Annotated in this window: 14 protein-coding genes; 7 read left to right on the forward strand and 7 right to left on the reverse strand. The window is 66.3% G+C overall.

From position 1 onward, the window contains the following. The first annotated feature begins 1 nt into the window (after position 1). Genes FIV34_RS17145 through FIV34_RS17165 form a run of 5 tightly spaced genes read left to right on the forward strand, consistent with a single transcriptional unit; the run spans position 2 to position 5,226 of the window. Complete coding sequence (locus FIV34_RS17145; RefSeq protein ID WP_139984737.1) at positions 2-1,399, forward strand: SH3 domain-containing protein; 1,398 nt, start codon at positions 2-4, stop codon at positions 1,397-1,399. Positions 1,400-1,419: 20 nt separating this feature from the next. Further along, positions 1,420-2,511, forward strand: a complete 1,092-nt coding sequence (locus tag FIV34_RS17150) for a dipeptide epimerase (protein WP_139984738.1) — start codon at positions 1,420-1,422, stop codon at positions 2,509-2,511. Between the two features lie 11 nt (positions 2,512-2,522). Continuing rightward, positions 2,523-3,356, forward strand: a complete 834-nt coding sequence (locus FIV34_RS17155; RefSeq protein ID WP_139984739.1) for a MurR/RpiR family transcriptional regulator — start codon at positions 2,523-2,525, stop codon at positions 3,354-3,356. Between the two features lie 14 nt (positions 3,357-3,370). Then, positions 3,371-4,123: a L,D-transpeptidase family protein gene (locus tag FIV34_RS17160; protein WP_139984740.1), complete on the forward strand. Its 753-nt coding sequence runs from the start codon at positions 3,371-3,373 to the stop codon at positions 4,121-4,123. Continuing rightward, on the forward strand, positions 4,120-5,226 hold the full coding sequence (locus tag FIV34_RS17165; protein ID WP_139984741.1) for an NAD(P)/FAD-dependent oxidoreductase: 1,107 nt from the start codon (positions 4,120-4,122) through the stop codon (positions 5,224-5,226). Before FIV34_RS17160 ends, FIV34_RS17165 begins: the two co-directional genes overlap by 4 nt. 780 nt (positions 5,227-6,006) lie before the next feature. On the opposite strand, the gene sucD is transcribed toward FIV34_RS17165, so the two are convergent. Next, a complete protein-coding gene (gene sucD, locus FIV34_RS17170) occupies positions 6,007-6,879 on the reverse strand; it encodes a succinate--CoA ligase subunit alpha (protein WP_139984742.1) in 873 nt (290 codons plus the stop codon). Positions 6,880-6,892: 13 nt separating this feature from the next. Then, complete coding sequence (sucC, locus tag FIV34_RS17175) at positions 6,893-8,053, reverse strand: ADP-forming succinate--CoA ligase subunit beta (protein ID WP_139984743.1); 1,161 nt, start codon at positions 8,051-8,053, stop codon at positions 6,893-6,895. A gap of 230 nt (positions 8,054-8,283) precedes the next feature. Between sucC and FIV34_RS17180 the strand changes: the two genes are divergently transcribed. Both FIV34_RS17180 and FIV34_RS17185 read left to right on the forward strand, forming a co-directional pair. Further along, positions 8,284-9,906 carry a sensor histidine kinase gene (locus FIV34_RS17180; RefSeq protein ID WP_139986050.1) on the forward strand — a complete coding sequence of 541 codons (1,623 nt, stop codon included), beginning with the start codon at positions 8,284-8,286 and terminating at the stop codon, positions 9,904-9,906. 67 nt (positions 9,907-9,973) lie between these two features. Further along, positions 9,974-11,389: a sigma-54-dependent transcriptional regulator gene (locus FIV34_RS17185; RefSeq protein ID WP_139984744.1), complete on the forward strand. Its 1,416-nt coding sequence runs from the start codon at positions 9,974-9,976 to the stop codon at positions 11,387-11,389. Here FIV34_RS17185 and FIV34_RS17190 read toward each other — a convergent pair. The 5 genes from FIV34_RS17190 to FIV34_RS17210 form a co-directional block, all read right to left on the reverse strand. After that, complete coding sequence (locus FIV34_RS17190; RefSeq protein ID WP_139984745.1) at positions 11,366-11,761, reverse strand: hypothetical protein; 396 nt, start codon at positions 11,759-11,761, stop codon at positions 11,366-11,368. The genes FIV34_RS17185 and FIV34_RS17190 overlap by 24 nt on opposite strands. A gap of 105 nt (positions 11,762-11,866) precedes the next feature. Beyond that, positions 11,867-13,435, reverse strand: coding sequence for a response regulator (locus tag FIV34_RS17195; RefSeq protein WP_139984746.1), 1,569 nt, complete (start codon positions 13,433-13,435; stop codon positions 11,867-11,869). A gap of 22 nt (positions 13,436-13,457) precedes the next feature. Next, complete coding sequence (locus FIV34_RS17200; RefSeq protein ID WP_139984747.1) at positions 13,458-13,904, reverse strand: response regulator; 447 nt, start codon at positions 13,902-13,904, stop codon at positions 13,458-13,460. Next, complete coding sequence (locus tag FIV34_RS17205; RefSeq protein ID WP_139984748.1) at positions 13,901-15,700, reverse strand: sensor histidine kinase; 1,800 nt, start codon at positions 15,698-15,700, stop codon at positions 13,901-13,903. Before FIV34_RS17205 ends, FIV34_RS17200 begins: the two co-directional genes overlap by 4 nt. A gap of 144 nt (positions 15,701-15,844) precedes the next feature. Beyond that, the gene (locus FIV34_RS17210) at positions 15,845-18,190 is read right to left on the reverse strand and encodes a GH92 family glycosyl hydrolase (RefSeq protein ID WP_139984749.1); all 2,346 of its coding nucleotides are present in this window, start codon (positions 18,188-18,190) and stop codon (positions 15,845-15,847) included. Positions 18,191-18,238 lie beyond the last annotated feature (48 nt).

Genomic DNA, 18,238 nt, shown 5'->3' on the forward strand with positions numbered 1-18,238 from the left:
CATGAACACCCTTCGCCACACCCTGCTCGCGGCCTTCGTCGCCGTTGCCCTGGGCGCCACCGTCGCCCGGGCAGCCGACGTGCCCACGCCGCCACCCTCCGGCGTGCTCGGTATCAGCGATGCCCAGCTTGATCCGTCGTTCTGGGTCGCGCGCCAGCCCGAGACGGACAAGGTGGTGCTGGATACGAAGGCGATCGCCGCGATCAACGACAAGGTAATGCGGCTGGATCCCTCCATGCATGACATCCGCCACCTCGGCCCGACGCTGCCGCGCGAGCAGGTGAAAGGCTGGATCGCGAAGCTCACCAGCAAGCCCGCGAAAACCCTCTACGACGTGGACGGCAAGGCCGTGCCCGCCGCCACGATCGACGCCGTGATGGCCAACGCCGGCCTCGACGCGATCCCCGCCAACGTCACCCCGCGCTACGGCATGGCGGTGCGCCGTGCGGCGCTGCGTGGCTACCCCAGCGACCTGCGCGTGTTCAGCCACGCGGACGACACCGACATCGACCGCTTCCAGGAAAGCACGCTGTTCCCGGGCGATCCGCTGGTGGTGGTGCAGATGAGCCGTGACGGCCAGTGGGCCTTCGTGGTGAGCCCGCGCTACGCGGCATGGATGCATGCTGCGGACGTCGCTTACGGTGAGGCGGCCGCGATCTTTGCCCATGTGGATGCCACGCCGTATCGGGTGATCACCGGTGCGACGCCGCAGACGGTGTACACGCCGGAGCTGCCGGCCCTGTCGGAACTGCAGCTGGACATGGGCACGCGCGTGCCGCTGGATACGTCGGTCGCGCCGGACCAGCCGGTGAACGGTCAGACCGCGTACACGTCGTGGACGCTCAGCCTGCCCGTGCGTGACGCGAAGGGTGCCTTGTCTTTCCACCCCGCCCTGCTCCAGCGCAACCACGATTCCGCGGCGGATTACCTGCCGCTGACCCGCGCGAACCTCATCCGCCAGTCGTTCAAGTTCCTTGGCGAGCGCTACGGCTGGGGCCATGCTTACAACGGCCGCGATTGCAGTGGCTTCGTCTCCGACGTGTACCGCAGCATGGGTGTGCAGATGCCGCGCAATACGCGCGACCAGAGCATCAGCCCCGGACTCGAGCACACGGTATACACCGACAAGGACAGCCACGACGCGCGCGTCAAGGCCGCGCTGGCGCTTGAAGTGGGTGACCTCGTCTATATCCCGGGCCACGTGATGATGGTGATCGGCAAGATCGACGGCCAGCCCTACGTGATCCACGACGTCGGTGGCATGAGTTACCGGCAGGCCGACGGCAGCATGCGCCGGATCAAGCTCAACGCCGTGTCCGTCACGCCCCTGCTCCCCCTGATGTTCAACGACACGCAGACCTTCGTCGACCGCATGACCAGCATCGTGCGCATCCGCTAACCGCCGGACGACAACGCCCCATGAAAATTACCGATATCCGCTTCGGCATGCTGCGCGTGCCACTGAAAACCGCGTTCAAGACGGCGCTGCGTACCGTCGAAAGCGTGGAAGACATCGTCGTGATGGTGCACACCGACGAGGGCCGCATCGGCTACGGCGAAGCCCCGGCCACCGCCGTGATCACCGGTGACACGCATGGCTCCATCGTCGATGCCATACGCCACTACATCGCCCCGCGCCTGATCGGCCAGGACATCGCCGACCTCAACCACATCACCCGGCTGATCCAGGGCGCCATGGAGCGCAACAGCAGCGCCAAGGCCGCCGTGGAAATCGCCGTGTACGACCTGTGGGGCCAGCTGTATGGCGCCCCGCTGTACAAGCTGCTCGGCGGCGGCGACCCGGTGATTACCACGGACATCACCATCAGCGTCGATTACATCGACAAGATGGTGGCCGACTCGGTCTCCGCCGTGGAGCGTGGCTTTGAATCCCTGAAGATCAAGGTCGGCAAGGACATCGGCTTGGACATCGAGCGCGTGCGTGCCATCCACGCCGCCGTCGAAGGCCGCGCCCTGCTCCGCCTGGACGCCAACCAGGGCTGGACGGCGAAGGAAGCCGTTTACGCATTGCATGCGCTGGAAGATGCCGGCGTGCGCCTGGAACTGGTCGAACAGCCGGTGAAGGCCCGCGACCTCGAAGGCATGCGCTACGTCACCGAGCGCGTGCACACCCCGGTGATGGCCGATGAGAGCGTGTTCGGGCCGATGGAGGTGATGGAGCTGATCCGCATGCGCGCCGCGGACATCATCAACATCAAGCTGATGAAGACCGGCGGCATCTCCAACGCCATCCGCATCGCGGATATCGCCGGCATGTACGGCATCGAATGCATGATCGGCTGCATGCTCGAAACCAGCATCAGCGTGGCCGCCGCGGTGCACGTAGCCGTGGCCAAGTCCGACGTGATCACGAAGGTGGACCTCGACGGCCCCTCGCTGTGCGCCTACGATCCGGTCGACGGCGGGGTCACGTTCAACGAATCGGAAATCTCGATCACGGACGCCCCCGGCCTCGGTATCCGCGAAATCCGCGGCCTGGAACCGCTGTAAAGGACGCTGGCATGTCGCCCCTGGTGAAAATCCGCTCCGAACGCGACCGCATGAGCGCGGTGGAGCGGCGCATCGCCGATTTCATCCTGGAGAACGCGCAGCTGCTGCGCGACTACTCCTCGCAACAGCTTGCGAACGCGCTGGGCATCAGCCAGTCCAGCGTGGTGAAGTTCACCCAGAAGCTCGGCTTCCGCGGCTACCCGGACCTGAAGTACTCCGTGGGCGAAGCCATCGGCCGTACGGACGAGGAGCTGCCGGCCGCCGGGCGCTCCCCCGGCGATACGGTCAGCGCTGAACTGTGGGTGCGCAAGACACGGGCCGAGGAGGCCACGCGCGCCCTCAACGAAGCGGACACGATGACCGCCGTGGTCACGGCGCTGGGCCGGGCGGACAAGGTGTTCGTGGCCGGCCCCGGCGAGGACGACCATCACGCGCGCGCCTTTGCCGCCAGGCTCGCGTTATTGGGCATCACCGCGATCTGCCACGCCGACCTGGGCCGCATGGCGACGGACGTGGCGACGTCGCGGCCCGGCGATGTCCTCATCCTCTTTTCCGAGCACGGCCGCCACCCGGCGTTCGCCAAGCTCGCCCGCTACATGCGCGAGCGCCGCGGCCGCGTCATCACTGTGTCGCGGCACACCGCGAACCCCCTGCGCTCGATGGCCGACCTCGCGCTGGTCGTCGCCGCGCATGACGACGCGTCGCACGTCCAGGCCCTGGTCTACCAGTCCACCCTGCAGCACCTGATGGACATCGTCTTCGTGCACCTGTGCGAAGGCGACGAAACCCGCCACCAGCGCCTGGTGGAAAACCTCGACCGCATCCAGCACCTGCTGGAACCCTAGCCTTCGGAGCCACCATGGCCTTCCTGCCCCGCCTCGCCGGCCTGCTCGCCCTGTCGCTCACCGTATCGGCCAGCGCCTTCCAGGCCCCGGTGGCGTGGTCCGTGTCACGGCAGATGATCGTCGTCGTCACCGACGGATGGGATGCGAAGCAAGGCACCCTGCGCACCTACGCACGCGATGGCGGCGCCTGGAAGCCCGTCGGCGCGGCCGCGCCCGTCGTGATCGGCAAGGACGGCAGCGCCTGGGGAGTCGGCCTCTCGCCGCCACAAACGTCAGGCCCGCAGAAACACGAAGGCGACGGCCGCAGCCCGGCGGGTGTCTTCCGCGTCGGCACGGCGTTTGGCTACGCGGAGACGAACAGCACCGCCCTGCCCTATAAAGGCCTGACGGCATCCGATTACTGCGTCGACGTGGACGGCTCGCCCTACTACAACCAGCTCGTCGACGAGCAGAAGGTGGGCGAGAAAGCCGTGGCCGGCGCCACCGAACCCATGCGCCGCGACCTCCACTTCCAGGGCGACCACGCCTACCGCATCGGCTTCGTCATCGAGCACAACCCCGACGGCAGGAAGGGCGCGGGCAGCTGCATCTTCGCCCACCTGTGGAAGACCCCGACGTCGGGCACCGCCGGCTGCACCGCGATGGCTGACGACGTGATGGAGCGCCTGCTGGCCTGGCTGGATCCTTCGAAGAAGCCCGTGTTCGTGCTGCTGCCGAAGGCCGAGTACGCGCGCCTGCACGATGCCTGGAACCTGCCTGCCCCATGAGTGCCCACGACGTCCTCATCATCGGCGGCGGCATCGCCGGCGCGTCGGTGGCATGGTTTCTCGCACCGCATGCGCGCGTGCACCTGATCGAGCGCGAAATCTTCGCCGGCATGCACACCACCGGTCGTTCGGCCGCGCACTTCAGCGAGACCTACGGCTCGGCCCAGGTGCGCGCACTGTCGCGTGCCACGCGGCCGTTCCTCGAACATCCGCCGGAAGGCTTCGCGCATCATCCGCTCCTACATGCGCGTGGCTCGCTGGTCGTCGCCCGCGCCGCGCAGGAAGACACGCTGCGCGCCGACTACGAGCTGATGCGCAGCAGCACCCCGAGCCTCGGCTGGATGGACAGCGACGCCATCCAGGCGGCCGTGCCCGTGCTTCGTCGCGAGGCAGCCCACGCTGGGCTCTGGGAGCCGGACGCGGCGGACATCGACGTCAACGAACTGCACCAAGCCTTCCTGCGCGGTGCGAAAGCCCGCGGCGCCACCGTGCAGCTGGATACCGACGTACGCAGCATCACCCGCGAGGGCGGCGGCTGGTGCGTCAACGGCGGCCTGCACGCGCCCATCCTGGTCAACGCCGCCGGCGCGTGGGCCGACGTCATCGCCAGCCTCGCCAGTGTCGCACCCATCGGCCTGGAACCGCGGCGCCGATCGGCCTTCCTGTTCGAGCCACCGGAAGGTACCTCGACACAGGACTGGCCTTTCGTCGTCGACCTGGACGAATCGTTCTACTTCAAACCCGACGCCGGCCTGCTGCTCGGCTCCGCCGCCAACGCCGACCCCACGCACCCGCACGACGTACAGCCCGAGGAGTTCGACATCGCCCTCGGCATCCACCGCATCGAAGAAGCCACCACGATGAGCATCCGCCGGCCCACGCGCACCTGGGCCGGCCTCCGCTCGTTCGTTCCCGATGGCGACCTCGTCGGTGGCTTCGCGCCCGACGCGCCCGGCTTCTTCTGGCTGGCCGCCCAGGGCGGCTACGGCATCCAGACCTGCGCCGCCATGGCCGAAGCCTGCGCATCGATCATCCTTGGGCACGCGATGCCCGCGCATCTCGCCGACGAAGGCATCAGCGAAGCCATGCTGGCACCGCGCTGATCACCGCATAACCAGCACAACGCAAGTCGTTGTCGCAGCTTATGAGACACGACTTATCCACACTGTTATGCAGTTGATACCCACATGGGCTGTGGATATCCAACACTGCGCGCAGGCGCGCTCCGACAGATTCGTCTCACTTGGCAGTGGCCCATCTGTTGGAGCGCGCTTGAGCGCCATCCCGTTGTGCGACGTGGTCACGCAATGACCACGATGACGCAAGTCGTTGTTGCAGCTTCCGGGATCGGACTTATCCACACTGTTATGCAGGTGATACCCACACCGCCTGTGGATATCGACGGACACGCTGGCACGGTGGTGGGCAGGGATTGACCAGGGTGACGCAAGTGGTTGTTGGTGTTGGGGCGTCCGGGGTTATCCACACCGTTATGCAGGGGGTATCCACATTTGCTGTGGATGAATTTGGTGCGATGTCGCGAAAGGCGTCGCGCACAGGGTGAGCTCCTACAGTAGGCCGCTCGGACGCACGTACTGAGCAAAGCTTGTGCAGGGTGACGCAAGTAGCTGTCGACGAAGGGCGTACTGAAGTTATGCACAACCTTATGCAGGGACTATCCACACAGGCTGTGGATGAATGTCGTGGGCTGGCGAAAGTTTAAGCAGCGCAAGCCAAGTGGTTGTTGCTTAAGGCCGTGTCCGACTTATGCACATGCTTATGCAGCGAGTATCCACACTGGCTGTGGATATCGCGACGGCAGGCGAAAAAAAACCCCGCTCGGCTGAGCGGGGTTTTTTCGTTTCGCCGAAGCGAAGCGGGTATTACTTCATCAGACCGGCGAGGGTCTTGCCGAGGTCAGCCGGCGACTTCACCGTGGTGACGCCTGCCTTCTCGAGCGCCGCGAACTTCGCTTCCGCCGTGCCCTTGCCGCCCGAGATGATCGCACCGGCGTGGCCCATGCGCTTGCCCGGAGGAGCCGACGCGCCAGCGATGAACGACACGACCGGCTTCTTGACGTACTGGCTGATGAACTCAGCCGCGTCTTCCTCGGCGCTGCCGCCGATTTCGCCGACCATGATGATACCTTCGGTCTGCGGATCGTCCTGGAACAGCTTCAGGCAGTCGATGAAGTTCAGGCCGTTGATCGGATCGCCACCGATACCGATGCAGGTGGACTGGCCGAGGCCTTCGTTCGTGGTCTGGAACACCGCTTCATACGTCAGGGTGCCCGAACGCGAAACGATACCGACCTTGCCCGGCTTGTGGATGTGGCCCGGCATGATGCCGATCTTGCACTCACCCGGGGTGATGACACCCGGGCAGTTCGGACCGACCAGGACGACGTCCGGGTGCGACTTCAGCACGTTCTTCACGCGCATCATGTCGAGCACCGGGATGCCTTCGGTGATGGCCACGATGACCTTGATGCCACCAGCGATGGCTTCGAGGATCGAATCGGCAGCGAACGGAGGCGGCACGAAGATGACCGAGGCATCCGCCTTGGTCTGGTCAACGGCATCGCGCACGGTGTTGAACACCGGCAGGCCGATGTGCTCGGAACCGCCCTTGCCCGGGGTCACGCCACCGACGACCTGGGTGCCGTAATCAAGAGCCTGCTGGGCGTGGAACGTGCCCTGCTGGCCGGTAAAGCCCTGCACGAGGACCTTGGTGTTTTTGTTGATCAGGACGCTCATTTAAATTCGCTCCTCAGGCCGCTGCGGCCACGGCCTTGCGGGCCGCATCGTTGAGATCATCGGCCGGCGTGATCGCCAGGCCCGAGTTGGCCAGCAGTTCGCGACCCTTCTCGACGTTGGTGCCCTGCAGGCGCACGATCACCGGGATCTGCAGGCCCACTTCCTTCACCGCGGCAATGATGCCCTCGGCGATCAGGTCGCAGCGCACGATACCGCCGAAGATGTTGACCAGGATGGCCTTCACCTTGTCGGACGAGAGGATCAGCTTGAACGCCTCGGAGACGCGCTCCTTGGTGGCGCCGCCGCCGACGTCGAGGAAGTTGGCCGGCTCGCCGCCTGCCAGCTTGATCACGTCCATCGTGGCCATCGCCAGGCCCGCACCGTTGACCATGCAGCCAATCGTGCCGTCCATCGTGACGTAGTTGAGGTTGTGCTGCACGGCAGCCGCCTCGGCCGCGTCTTCCTGGGTCAGGTCGCGCATGGCGGCCAGGTCCGGGTGACGGAATTCGGCGTTGTCGTCGGAGTTGACCTTGCCATCGAGGGCGGCGAGGTTGCCGTCTTCGAGGATGGCGAGCGGGTTCAGCTCGACCAGGGCCAGGTCCTTCTCGTTGAACAGCTTGTACAGGCCAAGCATGATCTTGACGAGCTGGCCGACCTGCTTCGGATTCAGGTCCATCTTGAACCCGAGGTCACGGCACTGGTACGGCTGCAGGCCTTCGACGAAATCGACCTGGAAGGTGTGGATGTCTTCCGGGGTTTCGGCGGCCACCTGCTCGATGTCCACGCCGCCGTGCTTGGAGGCGATGAACGAGATCGACTTGGTGTCACGATCGGTGAGGATCGACAGGTACAGTTCCTTCGCGATGTCGGTCGCGTCGGTGACCAGGACCAGGTTCACCGGCAGCGCACGGCCGGCGGACTGGTAGGTTTCCATGTTCGTGCCGAGCATGCCCTTGGCGGCATCGCGCACGGCATCGAGGCTGCGGCAGAACTTGACGCCACCGGCCTTGCCGCGACCGCCGGCATGGATCTGGGCCTTGACCATCCACTGGGTACCACCAAGGTGCTTGGCGGCATCGACAGCGGCGTCGGGAGAGTTGGCAACCTTGCCCGGGGGTACGGCGATGCCGTACTTCGCGAACAGTTCTTTAGCCTGGTACTCGTGGAAATTCATTCGATACCTCGAGCGAACGGAGAAAAGCGAGTGAGCACGGCCGGGCCGCTGGCGGTCCGGTCGGGGATGGGGGTGTAACACGCGAACTACGCAAAAACCGCGCAATACGGCCAAGTATTTTCGACGATGGCGGCGGCAAAGGAAAGGGGCGGGCCCTATACTGGGCCTCATCCCAGGCCCCCATGGCCGCCCGGCGGAGAGCCAAAGACGTGTCCACGCCCGCGCAGACGATGACCGCCACAGCCCGCGCCAACCAGGCCACAGCCCGCCACGAACTCTTCTTTTTCAATTACTTCCGGCTGGGCCAGGCCGCCGTCTACACGGCCCTGGCGTTCCGCCCGGAACACATGGCGTGGCCCACCCTGCCGGACCCCCTGCTGGCCCGGGTGATGTCCCTGGCCTACCTGTTCGCGGCCCTGGTGATGGTGGCCCGTACCCGGCACATGCTGCACCGCCCCGTGCTGGTGGTCTCCATCGGCCTGACCCTGGACATCGCCGCCGCGGTGCTGGCCCTTCTGCTCATGCACGACGTCCGGATGGGCGTGGCCATGATGCTGGCGGTGAACATCGCCACCGGCGCCCTGCTGCTGCCCTTGCGGCTTTCCATGTTCTTTGCCGCCCTGGCCACCCTGGGCATGCTCGGGCACACCGTGTTCGACGTGGCCGAGCCCGGGGCCTCGGACCGGGAAGTGGTGGAATACGGCCTGTTCGGCGCGGCCTACTTCGCCTGCGCCTCCCTCTGTTATGTGCTGGGCCGCAACATCCGGGCTTCCGAGGCCCTGGCCGAGCAGCGCGGCATCGACCTGGCCAACCTCTCCCAGGTGAACGAGCTGATCATCCGCCGCATGAAGACCGGCGTGCTGCTGGTGGACGAGGGCAACCGGATCCACCAGCTCAACGAATCGGCCTGGATGCTGATGGGCAACCCCTCGGCCGAGCAGCGCGACCTGGGCTCGCTGGCCCCGGAGCTGTCCCGCCGCCTGTACCACTGGCGCACCTCGGGCAAGCTGGACGAGAGCGCCACCATGCTGGCCGACGGCACCCCGGAAGTGGTCCCGCGCTTCTCGCGCCTGGCCCCGAACGACGATTCCCACGTACTGATCTTCCTCGACGACACCTCGCTGGTGTCGCGCCGCGCGGAAGAACTGACCCTGAGCTCGCTGGGCCGGCTCTCGGCGTCCATCGCCCATGAGATCCGCAACCCCCTGGCGGCGATCCACTATTCCGCCCAGTTGCTGGCCGAATCCACTGAGCTGAACGATACCGACCTGCGCATGGTCGAGATCATCAACAACCACTGCTCGCGGCTCAACGAGATCATCGAAAACATCCTGCAGCTCTCCCGCCGCGAGCGCTCGCGCCCGGAAACACTGGACCTGAGCCGCTGGGTGCATGACTTCGTCACCGAATACCGCCAGGGCAACGACCTCGGCGCCGACGTGCTGCGCGCGGTCTCGGGCTCGGAACCCGTGGCGGCCGTGACCGATCCCCAGCACCTCCAGCAGGTGGTGTGGAACCTGGTGCAGAACGCCCTGCGCTACGGCCGCATGCCCGCCGAGCCGGCCCGGGTGATGGTGGTGGCCCGCCATTCGGAAGCGGGCATCCCCATCCTCGAAGTGATCGACCGCGGCCCCGGCATCCCGCCGAAGGTGGCCGCGCAGATCTTCGAACCCTTCTTCACCACCCACGAGTACGGCACGGGCCTGGGCCTTTACCTGGCCCGGCAGATGACCGAAGCCAACCAGGCCGCGCTGGAATACGTGCGCGTGGCCGGCGGCGGCAGCTGCTTCCGGATCAGCCTCACCCCACCCGCCCGGACCCCCGCGGCGGCGCCCCTGGCGGCCCGCGCGTGATCTTTGCGCTTTGCCTCAAGGTCCCGGGCGGTTACATTGGGAACCTTCACCGAAACCTTCGGACGCGATGAGCAAGCAGACTGTCCTGGTCATCGACGACGAGCGGGACATCCGCGAGTTGTTGACCATCACTCTCGGTCGAATGGAACTCGACGTCGACGCCGTGGGGAGCGTCAGCGAGGCGCGGAACGCCCTGGCCAACCGCCGCTATGACCTGTGCTTCACCGACATGCGGCTGCCTGACGGCAGTGGCCAGGAGATCATTGAGCTGATCTCGGCCACCTACCCCGACATGCCGGTGGCCATGATTACCGCCTACGGCAACGTGGACGCGGCCGTGAACGCCCTAAAAGCGGGCGCGTTCGACTTCGTCTCCAAGCCGGTGGACATCCACCTGCTGCGCCGCCTGGTGAAGACCGCGCTGCGCCTTTCCGAAGAGCGCCGTGCCGAATCCGGCAACAAGGCCGCCCCCGGCGCGGATCGCCTGATTGGCGAATCGCCGGTGATGGTCGAAGTGCGCAGCAAGATTGCCAAGCTCGCCCGCAACCAGGCACCCGTCTATATCGGCGGCGAATCCGGCGTGGGCAAGGAACTGGTCGCCCGGCTCATCCACGAACTGGGGCCGCGCGCCTCGGGTACCTTCGTGCCGGTGAACTGCGGCGCCATTCCGTCCGAACTGATGGAAAGCGAGTTCTTCGGCCACCGCAAGGGCAGCTTCACCGGTGCGCATGCCGACAAGGAAGGCCTGTTCCAGGCCGCCCACGGCGGCACCCTGTTCCTCGATGAAGTGGCCGAGCTGCCCCTGCACATGCAGGTGAAGCTGCTGCGCGCCATCCAGGAAAAGGCCGTGCGCCCGATCGGCGGCCGCGATGAAGTGCCGGTGGACGTGCGCATCCTCTCGGCCACGCACAAGAACCTCGCGGCGCTCGTCGAGCAGGGCCAGTTCCGCCAGGATCTGTTCTACCGCATCAACGTCATCGAACTGCGCGTGCCGCCGCTGCGCGAGCGCCGTGGCGACGTGCCGCGCCTCGCGGACTTCATCCTGCGCCAGCTCGCCGTGGAATCCGGCGGCGCACCGGGCACGCTGAAGCCCGATGCCCTCGCCGCCCTCGAGGCCTACCAGTTCCCGGGCAACGTCCGCGAGCTGGAGAACATCCTCGAACGCGCGATGGCCATGTGCGAAGGCGACACCATCGAAGCCGACGACCTGATGCTGCCGCAGCGCACGTCGCTGCCGACCGACGCCAGCCCGGCGACTGCCGGCGGCATGCCGGTGCCGAACGCGGCAACCCCTGCCGGCCCGCCCGCGCCACGCAACCCGGCATCGGACGGCTCGCTCGAGGACTACATCACCAACATCGAGCGCGACACCATCATCAAGGCCCTGGAAGAGTCCCGCTACAACAAGACCGCCACCGCCAAGAAGCTGGGCATCACCTTCCGTGCGCTTCGCTACAAGCTAAAGAAGCTCGGCATCGACTGATCCCGGCCTTTTGCGTCCGCGGCGCGCCAGCCACACGGCGCGCCCACGCTTTCCCGCCAGCCACATGAGCGGGTAGAAGGCGCAGGCCAACGCCGCATTCAGCCAGAGCATCCCGAACAGCCGCCAGCTGCGCACCATCTCCACGTCCTGCGCGGGGAAGTCCGCCAGCGGCGTGTGGAACACCGGGAACAGCCAGAGCCCGCGCACCCCGTCAAAGGTCCACGAGTCCGCGCATGGCAGTTCCGTGCACGCGGTCTGGACCGAGAGGATCGCGATGGACCCCATGAAGTGCGCGATACACGCGCCCACGTAGAGGGCGGCGCGTGTCTTCCACACCATCGCCCGGTGCATCGCTTGCGGATCCCAGCGCATCCCTCGTCCCACCCTCGTCGTTGATCCTGCGGATGCAGGGACGAAAAGCGTAGTGAGGGGGGCCGGCGGAAAGATATGGAAGGATTCTGAAAAATCCCGCGATGTTTACGGCCGTGTCGACGCCACGCTCGCCTGGCTCGCCTCCAGCGCCTCGTGCACCTTCTTCAACAAGGCCCGTGACTGGATGGGCTTGTCGATGATGTAGAGGTGCTGCAGCTCGGGGAGCTCGTCGAGGTTGGGCGGGGTGTCGGGGCGCGCCAGCAGAAGCACGGCGCCGCGGTAGCCATGTTCGAGCAACGCGGCCAGGGTACGCACGCCGGTGAACAGGTTCATGTCGGCGTCCATCACGACCAGGTCCGGCACGCCGTGCGCTTCGATCCACTGCAACGCTGCGGTACCGCTCTGGCTCGCACCGGCCTGGTAGCCGTAGGTGTCGAGGGTGTCGGAGAGCAGCGAGAGCTGCACGGCTTCTTCGACCACGACGAGCACGCGCTCGGCTTCGCCCTGCAGGTCGGCATCCAGCACCGGTACGTCGCCGACGTCACTTTCGTCCATGCCCAGCGGCAGGTACAGGTGGAACGCGGTACCCTCGCCCACCTTGCTGACGACGCGCATGAGGCCGCCGTGGCTGGCGACGATGCGCTTGCACGAAAGCAGGCCTAGGCCGGTGCCGCCTTCCTTGGTGGTGAAGAACGGTTCGAACAGGCGCTGCAGGACGTCGGGCGGCATGCCGGCGCCGGTGTCGCTCACCGTGATGTGCAGGTAACGACCGGGGACGCCGCTTTCCACTTCGCTGAAGAAGTCATCGGCCAGGGTCACCTGCGCGGTGTCGATGCGCAGCGTGCCCCCGTCGGGCATGGCCTGGATGGCGTTCAACGAGAGGTTGAGCATGCACTGCTGCAGCTCGGTGTGGTTGCCCTCGAAGGTCGCGTCCGGGTCGAAGACGTTGATCTCCAGGGTGATCGAGCGCGGCACGCTGCCGGCCATCAGCAGCTTCAGCGCGTCGGTGAGCGCGCCGAGCTTCACCTGTTCCGCACGACGGGCACCGCGCGCGAAGGAGAGCATGGACGAGACCATTTCCAGGCCGCGGCGGCCGCAGTCGCGCACCAGCGTGCCGAGGCGCGCCAGGCGTGGGTCGTCGGCATAGTCTTCCAGCGTGTCGCCGGCGAGCAGCAGCGGCTGGAGCAGGTTGCGCAGATCGTGCGAGAGGCCGCCGGCCAGCAGGGCCAGGCTCTCGAAGCGCTGTGCGCGGACCAGTTCCTGCTCGGCGCGCACACGCGCCCTGGCATCGTCGGCATCGCGCAGGGCGCGGCGCACGGCGGTAGCCAGGCGCGCGGTGTTCTGCTTGAGGATGTAGTCGGTCGCGCCGTTGCGAAGCGCGGCGATGGCCGCCTCTTCACCGAGGGTGGCCGAGATGAAAATAAACGGTATGGGGCTGTTGCGCCCGCGCAGGATTTCCAGCGCGCGCTCACCACTGAAGCCCGGCATGCTCAGGTCGGAGAGCACGATATCCGGCTTGAACTCGTCCAGCGCCGCGACATAGGCCGCCTCGTCGTCCACCAGGCGCACGTCATAAAGGATGCCATCGGCGTCCAGCTCGGACTGCACCAGCTCGGCATCGAGCTCACTATCTTCGACCTGCAGAATTCTGACTTTCTGGTTTTGCCCGCTCATGCGCGTTCGCTCGCCCCTGCCCTTACTCGGATTCCGGCCGCTGGTTCAGCACGGCCCAGAAGTGGCCCAGCGTCTGCACCGCCGTGAAGAACTGAGCCACGTCCACCGGCTTCAGCACATAGGCATTCACGCCCAGGTCCCAGCTACGCGCCAGGTCGCTTTCTTCGCGCGACGAGGAGAGGATCACCACCGGCACGCGCTTCCACTTTTCCTGGGTACGCAGGTGGGTGAGCACTTCCAGGCCGTCCATGCGCGGCATCTTGATGTCGAGCAGGATCACCGCCGGGTCGCCGGCCGGACGATCGGCATGGCGGCCGCGGCGTTCCATCCAGTCAAGGCACTCCACGCCGTCTTCCACGTGCACGACGGGATTGGCGAGGTTGGCGGCACCCAGCGCATCCATCGCCATTTCGGCGTCGGGCAGGGAGTCTTCAACGAGGAGGATGGTGCGAAGGTTGGGGTTGCTCATGAATCACCTGCTCGCGGGCCCGACATGTCGGACGCCGGTAAAGAGAAATGGAACGTGGCGCCGCGGTCCGTCTCGCCTTCGGCCCAGGTACGGCCGCCATGGCGCGCGACGATCCGGCGCACGTTGGCAAGGCCGATGCCGTTGCCAGGGAATTCAGAGGAGCGATGCAGTCTCTGGAAAACGCCGAACAGCTTGCTGGCGTATTGCATGTCGAAGCCGGCGCCGTTGTCGCGCACGAAGAACTCGTAGTCGCCGGCCGGCGTGCGGTCCACGCCTACCTCGATGTGCGCGATCTCGCGATTGCCCGTGTACTTCACGGCATTGCCGAGGAGGTTTTGCCACACGGTGCGCAGCATGTTCTCGTCGCCGATGGCGATGGGCAGCGGCGCCACCTGCCATTCGATGCGGCGGTCGCGCGCTTCGCTTTCCGCCAGCGCCCTTGCTTCGTCCACCAGTGACTGCATGTCCACCGTCTGCAGGCGCAGCGCACCACGGCCGAGGCGTGAGAACACCAGCAGGTCGTCGATCAGCTGGGCCATGCGTCGCGACGAACTGCTGATCACATCGATGTAGTGGCGGACACGATCATCCGACTGCTCGCCCAGGTGCGCTTCCAGCTTGCTGGCAAACCCGGAGATATGCCGCAGCGGCGCGCGCAGGTCGTGCGATACCGAATAACTGAAGGCTTCGAGTTCGCGGTTGACGTCCGAGACCTGCTCCACCTTGCCCTCGAGCTGGCGGTTCAGCTCGTTGATCTTCTGCTCCACCATGGCGCGGGCCGTGATGTCGCTGACGGTGAGCAGCAAGGCGGCCTGGTCGGTGTCGGGCTGCTGCACGCGGCGGGCATTGATCACCACGAAGCGGTCGATGCCGTCCACCGTGCGCTGGGTCAGCTCGTAATCCCACAGCTCGCGATCGCGGGCGACCACGTCGGCCAGGCGCTGCAGCAGGGCCGGATCGTCCCACGCGCCGTTGCCGATGGATTTCAGCGGCAGGTGGGCTTCTTCGTCGTCGCTGTCGTAGCCATACAGCTCGGCAAAGGCGGCGTTCACCAGCAGGGTACGCAGGTTGCCGTCCAGCATGGCAATGGGCTCGCGCACGGCCTGCACGATCAGCTGCGACCGCTTCACCGCGCCGTCGATGCGTGATTCGGCGGCAAGGCGAATGGCGATCTGCCGCTCGGAGACGACCACCACGATGCCAAGCAGGGCCAGCTGGGCCAGCGCGGCCACGCCCAGCACGAAGCGGTTATCCGTGGCGGTGCCGCTGGCGTCGGCGCGGCGCGCGTCGAGCAGTCTGGATTCTTCGGCGAGGATCTCGACGACGCGGTCGCGGAACGGGAACATCCGGCGGGCATCTTCCATGGTGGCGAAGGCCCCTGCCCGGTCGCCGGCCTTGATCTTCGCCAGCGCCTGCACGGTGAGCTGCAGGCGGCCGTTGGCAATCGACTCCAGGCCGCCCAGGCGGGCGAGCTGGTCGGCGTTGTCGTGCACCCGTCCGCGCAGGTCAGAAAAGATGGCCGGCAGTTTCTGGCCCGGGGACAGCGCCCGCTGCTCCAGGTCGTCGTCGAGGGTGCCACCCGCGGCCAGCGTATACACGGCCGCCTCGCTGCTGCGCAGGATCGCGTCCACGCGGTACACGCTCGCCTTGATGTCGGCGGTGTGGGTCACCCAGTCGCGCGAGGTGAGGGCTTGTTCCGAGCTGGAGCGTGTGACGACGTAGGGCAAGGCCACGATCACCAGCACGGCCGCCAGCAAGCCCACGAGGCGCCAGCGCAGTCCAATGCGTTCAATCATGCCTTCGTCATCCCCACGACGACTCCTGCCTCAAGGTGAAAAGGCATTGTAAACGCAGCGCCATATGGAAAGTACGGGGCGCTATTGGCGCCACGGGCCCGTGAAAGGCCCGTGACGACAACGTGGAGACGCCGTAAGCGCGGCTCAGTTAGCCGACGACGACATCGAGTACGGCGCCGCATCGGCCGCCGTACCCCACTTCGACGGCTCGGCCTGCATGCTGAAGTGCAGCTCGCCACCGGCGGTGAGCTCTTCATGCGTGACCCACGTGCGGGCCAGGTCCTTGCCGTTGAGCGTCACCTTGCCCACGTACGGATGCTTCGCATCGAGGTGGTCGGTGGAGACGGTGAAGTGCTTGCCGTTCTGCAGGTTCAGCGTGGCCTTCTCGACGAACGGGCGGCCGATCACGTACTGGCTGCTGCCCGGGGCCACGGGGTAGAAGCCCAGGGCGCTGAAGATGTACCAGGCCGACATCTGGCCGAGATCGTCGTTACCCACCAGGCCCGTCGGGGTCGGCGTGTACTGGGTCTTCATGATCTGGGTCAGGCGTTCCTGGGTCTTCCAGGGCTGGCCGGCGTAGTCATACAGGTAGGCCACGTGGTGGCTGGGTTCGTTGCCGTGCGCGTACCAGCCGATCAGGCCGGTGATGTCTTCCACGTGGGCAAACGACTTCGGGTCCACCTTGGCGTCGAACACCGAGTCCAGCTTCTTCACGAACGCATCGCTGCCGCCAAGCGCCTGGATCAGGCCGGCGATGTCCTGCGGCACGTACCACGAGTACTGCCAGGCGTTGCCTTCGGTGTAGTCGCTGCCGTAGGCGGCCGACGAGGGATCGAACGGCTCGCGGTAGTTGCCGTCGGCCTTGCGGGCGCGCAGGAAGCCGGTCTTGGTATCGAAGCTGTTCTTCCAGTTGCCGGCGCGCTTCATGAAGGTGGCGGCGACGTCGTCCTTGCCCATGGCCTTGGCGGCCTGGGCCAGCGACCAGTCGTCGAAGGCGTATTCGACGGTCTTCGAGGCGGCTTCCGGCTGGTGGTCGATCGGCACGTAGCCGAGCTTCATGTAGTCGTCCAGGCCGCCGTACGGGCCGTAGGTGGCGCTGGCCACCATGGCTTCGAGGGCCTTGCCGCCGTCGTAGCCGCGGATGCCCTTGACGTAGGCGTCGGCGATGACCGGCACGGCGTGGTAGCCGATCATGCACCAGGTTTCCATGCCGCCGTACGACCACACCGGCAGGATCCCGAACGGGCTGGCTTCGCGCGCGGCGATCAGCGAGCTGACGAAATCGTTGCTCTTGTTCGGCTCCAGCAGGGTCATCAGCGGCTGCTGGGCGCGGTACACGTCCCACAGCGACCACGTGGAATAGAAGTCGAAGCCCTTGGCCGTGTGCACCTGGTTATCCGGGCCGCGGTACTGGCCGTTCACGTCCATGGAGAGCGTGGGCGAGAGCATGGCGTGATAAAGCGCCGTATAGAACGTCTTGCGGGTCTCGGCCGGGGCCTGCAGGTCCACCACGGCGAGGGTCTTTTCCCACAGCTGGCGGGCGTCGGCACGGCGGGCGTCGAAGTCGAAGCCTTCGCCGTCCTTGTCGAGGTTGGCGATGGCGTTGTCCTCGCTCACCGTCGAGATGGCCACCTTGGCCACCAGCGGCTTGTCGAGGTTGCCGAAGTCGAACACGCCCTCGAGCGCGCGGCCGCTGATGCCGTCCGCGTCGTCGTTGCGGTTGCCCGGGCCACCAAAGCCGCGATAGACGATCTTCTCTTCGCGGTTCTTCAGCTCACGCGAGGTGATCGGCTGGTTGAAGCGCATGGCGAAGTACAGCTGGCGGCCCGGGGCCCAGCCGCGGGTGGTGCGGCCGCCGGTGACGGTGCCGTCCGCGCGCACGCGCAGGGTCGACCACAGCACCTTGCCGTCGTAGTCATAGATGCTCGGGCGCAGGTCCAGCAGGACATGGGCCGGCTTGCCCTTGGGGAAGGTGTAGCGGTGGAAGCCAACGCGCGCATTTGCCGTCAGTTCGGCGCGAACGTCGTAGTCGCTGAGGGTAACCGCGTAGTAACCTGCCTCGGCCTTTTCGGTCGAATGCGAGAAGCGCGACCGGTAACCGCTACCGGGCTGGTCGGGGGAGCCAGGGTCCAGCTTGACGTCACCGGCGATGGGCATGACGAGTACGTCGCCCAGATCGGAGTGGCCGCTGCCGGAGAAATGCGTATGCGAGAAACCCATGATGCTGGAGTCGGCGAACTGGTAGCCGGCGGCGTACTTATAGGCGTGCTTGAAGTCCGGCATGGCCGTGTCCGGCGAGAGCTGGACCATGCCGAAGGGCACCGTGGCGCCCGGGAAGGTGTGGCCGTCGCCACCGGTACCGATCATCGGGTCCACCGCCGACCAGGCGCTGGTGCCTTTTCCGCCGGAAGCCGCGACGGCCAGGGCCGGCAGGGCGAGGGACAGGGCGGCGGCCAGCAGGCCGCGGCGCAGGCGCGTGGAACTCGACATCAGAATCTCCCCAACATTGGACTGAAAATGCGTCATGATCATTTGGAT

Source organism: Luteibacter pinisoli (assembly GCF_006385595.1).
GTDB lineage: Bacteria > Pseudomonadota > Gammaproteobacteria > Xanthomonadales > Rhodanobacteraceae > Luteibacter > Luteibacter pinisoli.

Bases quoted from the DNA above. Each gene is read 5' to 3' on its own strand.
- FIV34_RS17145 (WP_139984737.1), top strand. From the start codon at position 2: ATGAACACCCTTCGCCACACCCTGCTCGCGGCCTTCGTCGCCGTTGCC.
- FIV34_RS17150 (WP_139984738.1), top strand. From the start codon at position 1,420: ATGAAAATTACCGATATCCGCTTCGGCATGCTGCGCGTGCCACTGAAA.
- FIV34_RS17155 (WP_139984739.1), top strand. From the start codon at position 2,523: ATGTCGCCCCTGGTGAAAATCCGCTCCGAACGCGACCGCATGAGCGCG.
- FIV34_RS17160 (WP_139984740.1), top strand. From the start codon at position 3,371: ATGGCCTTCCTGCCCCGCCTCGCCGGCCTGCTCGCCCTGTCGCTCACC.
- FIV34_RS17165 (WP_139984741.1), top strand. From the start codon at position 4,120: ATGAGTGCCCACGACGTCCTCATCATCGGCGGCGGCATCGCCGGCGCG.
- sucD (WP_139984742.1), bottom strand. From the start codon at position 6,879: ATGAGCGTCCTGATCAACAAAAACACCAAGGTCCTCGTGCAGGGCTTT.
- sucC (WP_139984743.1), bottom strand. From the start codon at position 8,053: ATGAATTTCCACGAGTACCAGGCTAAAGAACTGTTCGCGAAGTACGGC.
- FIV34_RS17180 (WP_139986050.1), top strand. From the start codon at position 8,284: ATGACCGCCACAGCCCGCGCCAACCAGGCCACAGCCCGCCACGAACTC.
- FIV34_RS17185 (WP_139984744.1), top strand. From the start codon at position 9,974: ATGAGCAAGCAGACTGTCCTGGTCATCGACGACGAGCGGGACATCCGC.
- FIV34_RS17190 (WP_139984745.1), bottom strand. From the start codon at position 11,761: ATGCGCTGGGATCCGCAAGCGATGCACCGGGCGATGGTGTGGAAGACA.
- FIV34_RS17195 (WP_139984746.1), bottom strand. From the start codon at position 13,435: ATGAGCGGGCAAAACCAGAAAGTCAGAATTCTGCAGGTCGAAGATAGT.
- FIV34_RS17200 (WP_139984747.1), bottom strand. From the start codon at position 13,904: ATGAGCAACCCCAACCTTCGCACCATCCTCCTCGTTGAAGACTCCCTG.
- FIV34_RS17205 (WP_139984748.1), bottom strand. From the start codon at position 15,700: ATGATTGAACGCATTGGACTGCGCTGGCGCCTCGTGGGCTTGCTGGCG.
- FIV34_RS17210 (WP_139984749.1), bottom strand. From the start codon at position 18,190: ATGTCGAGTTCCACGCGCCTGCGCCGCGGCCTGCTGGCCGCCGCCCTG.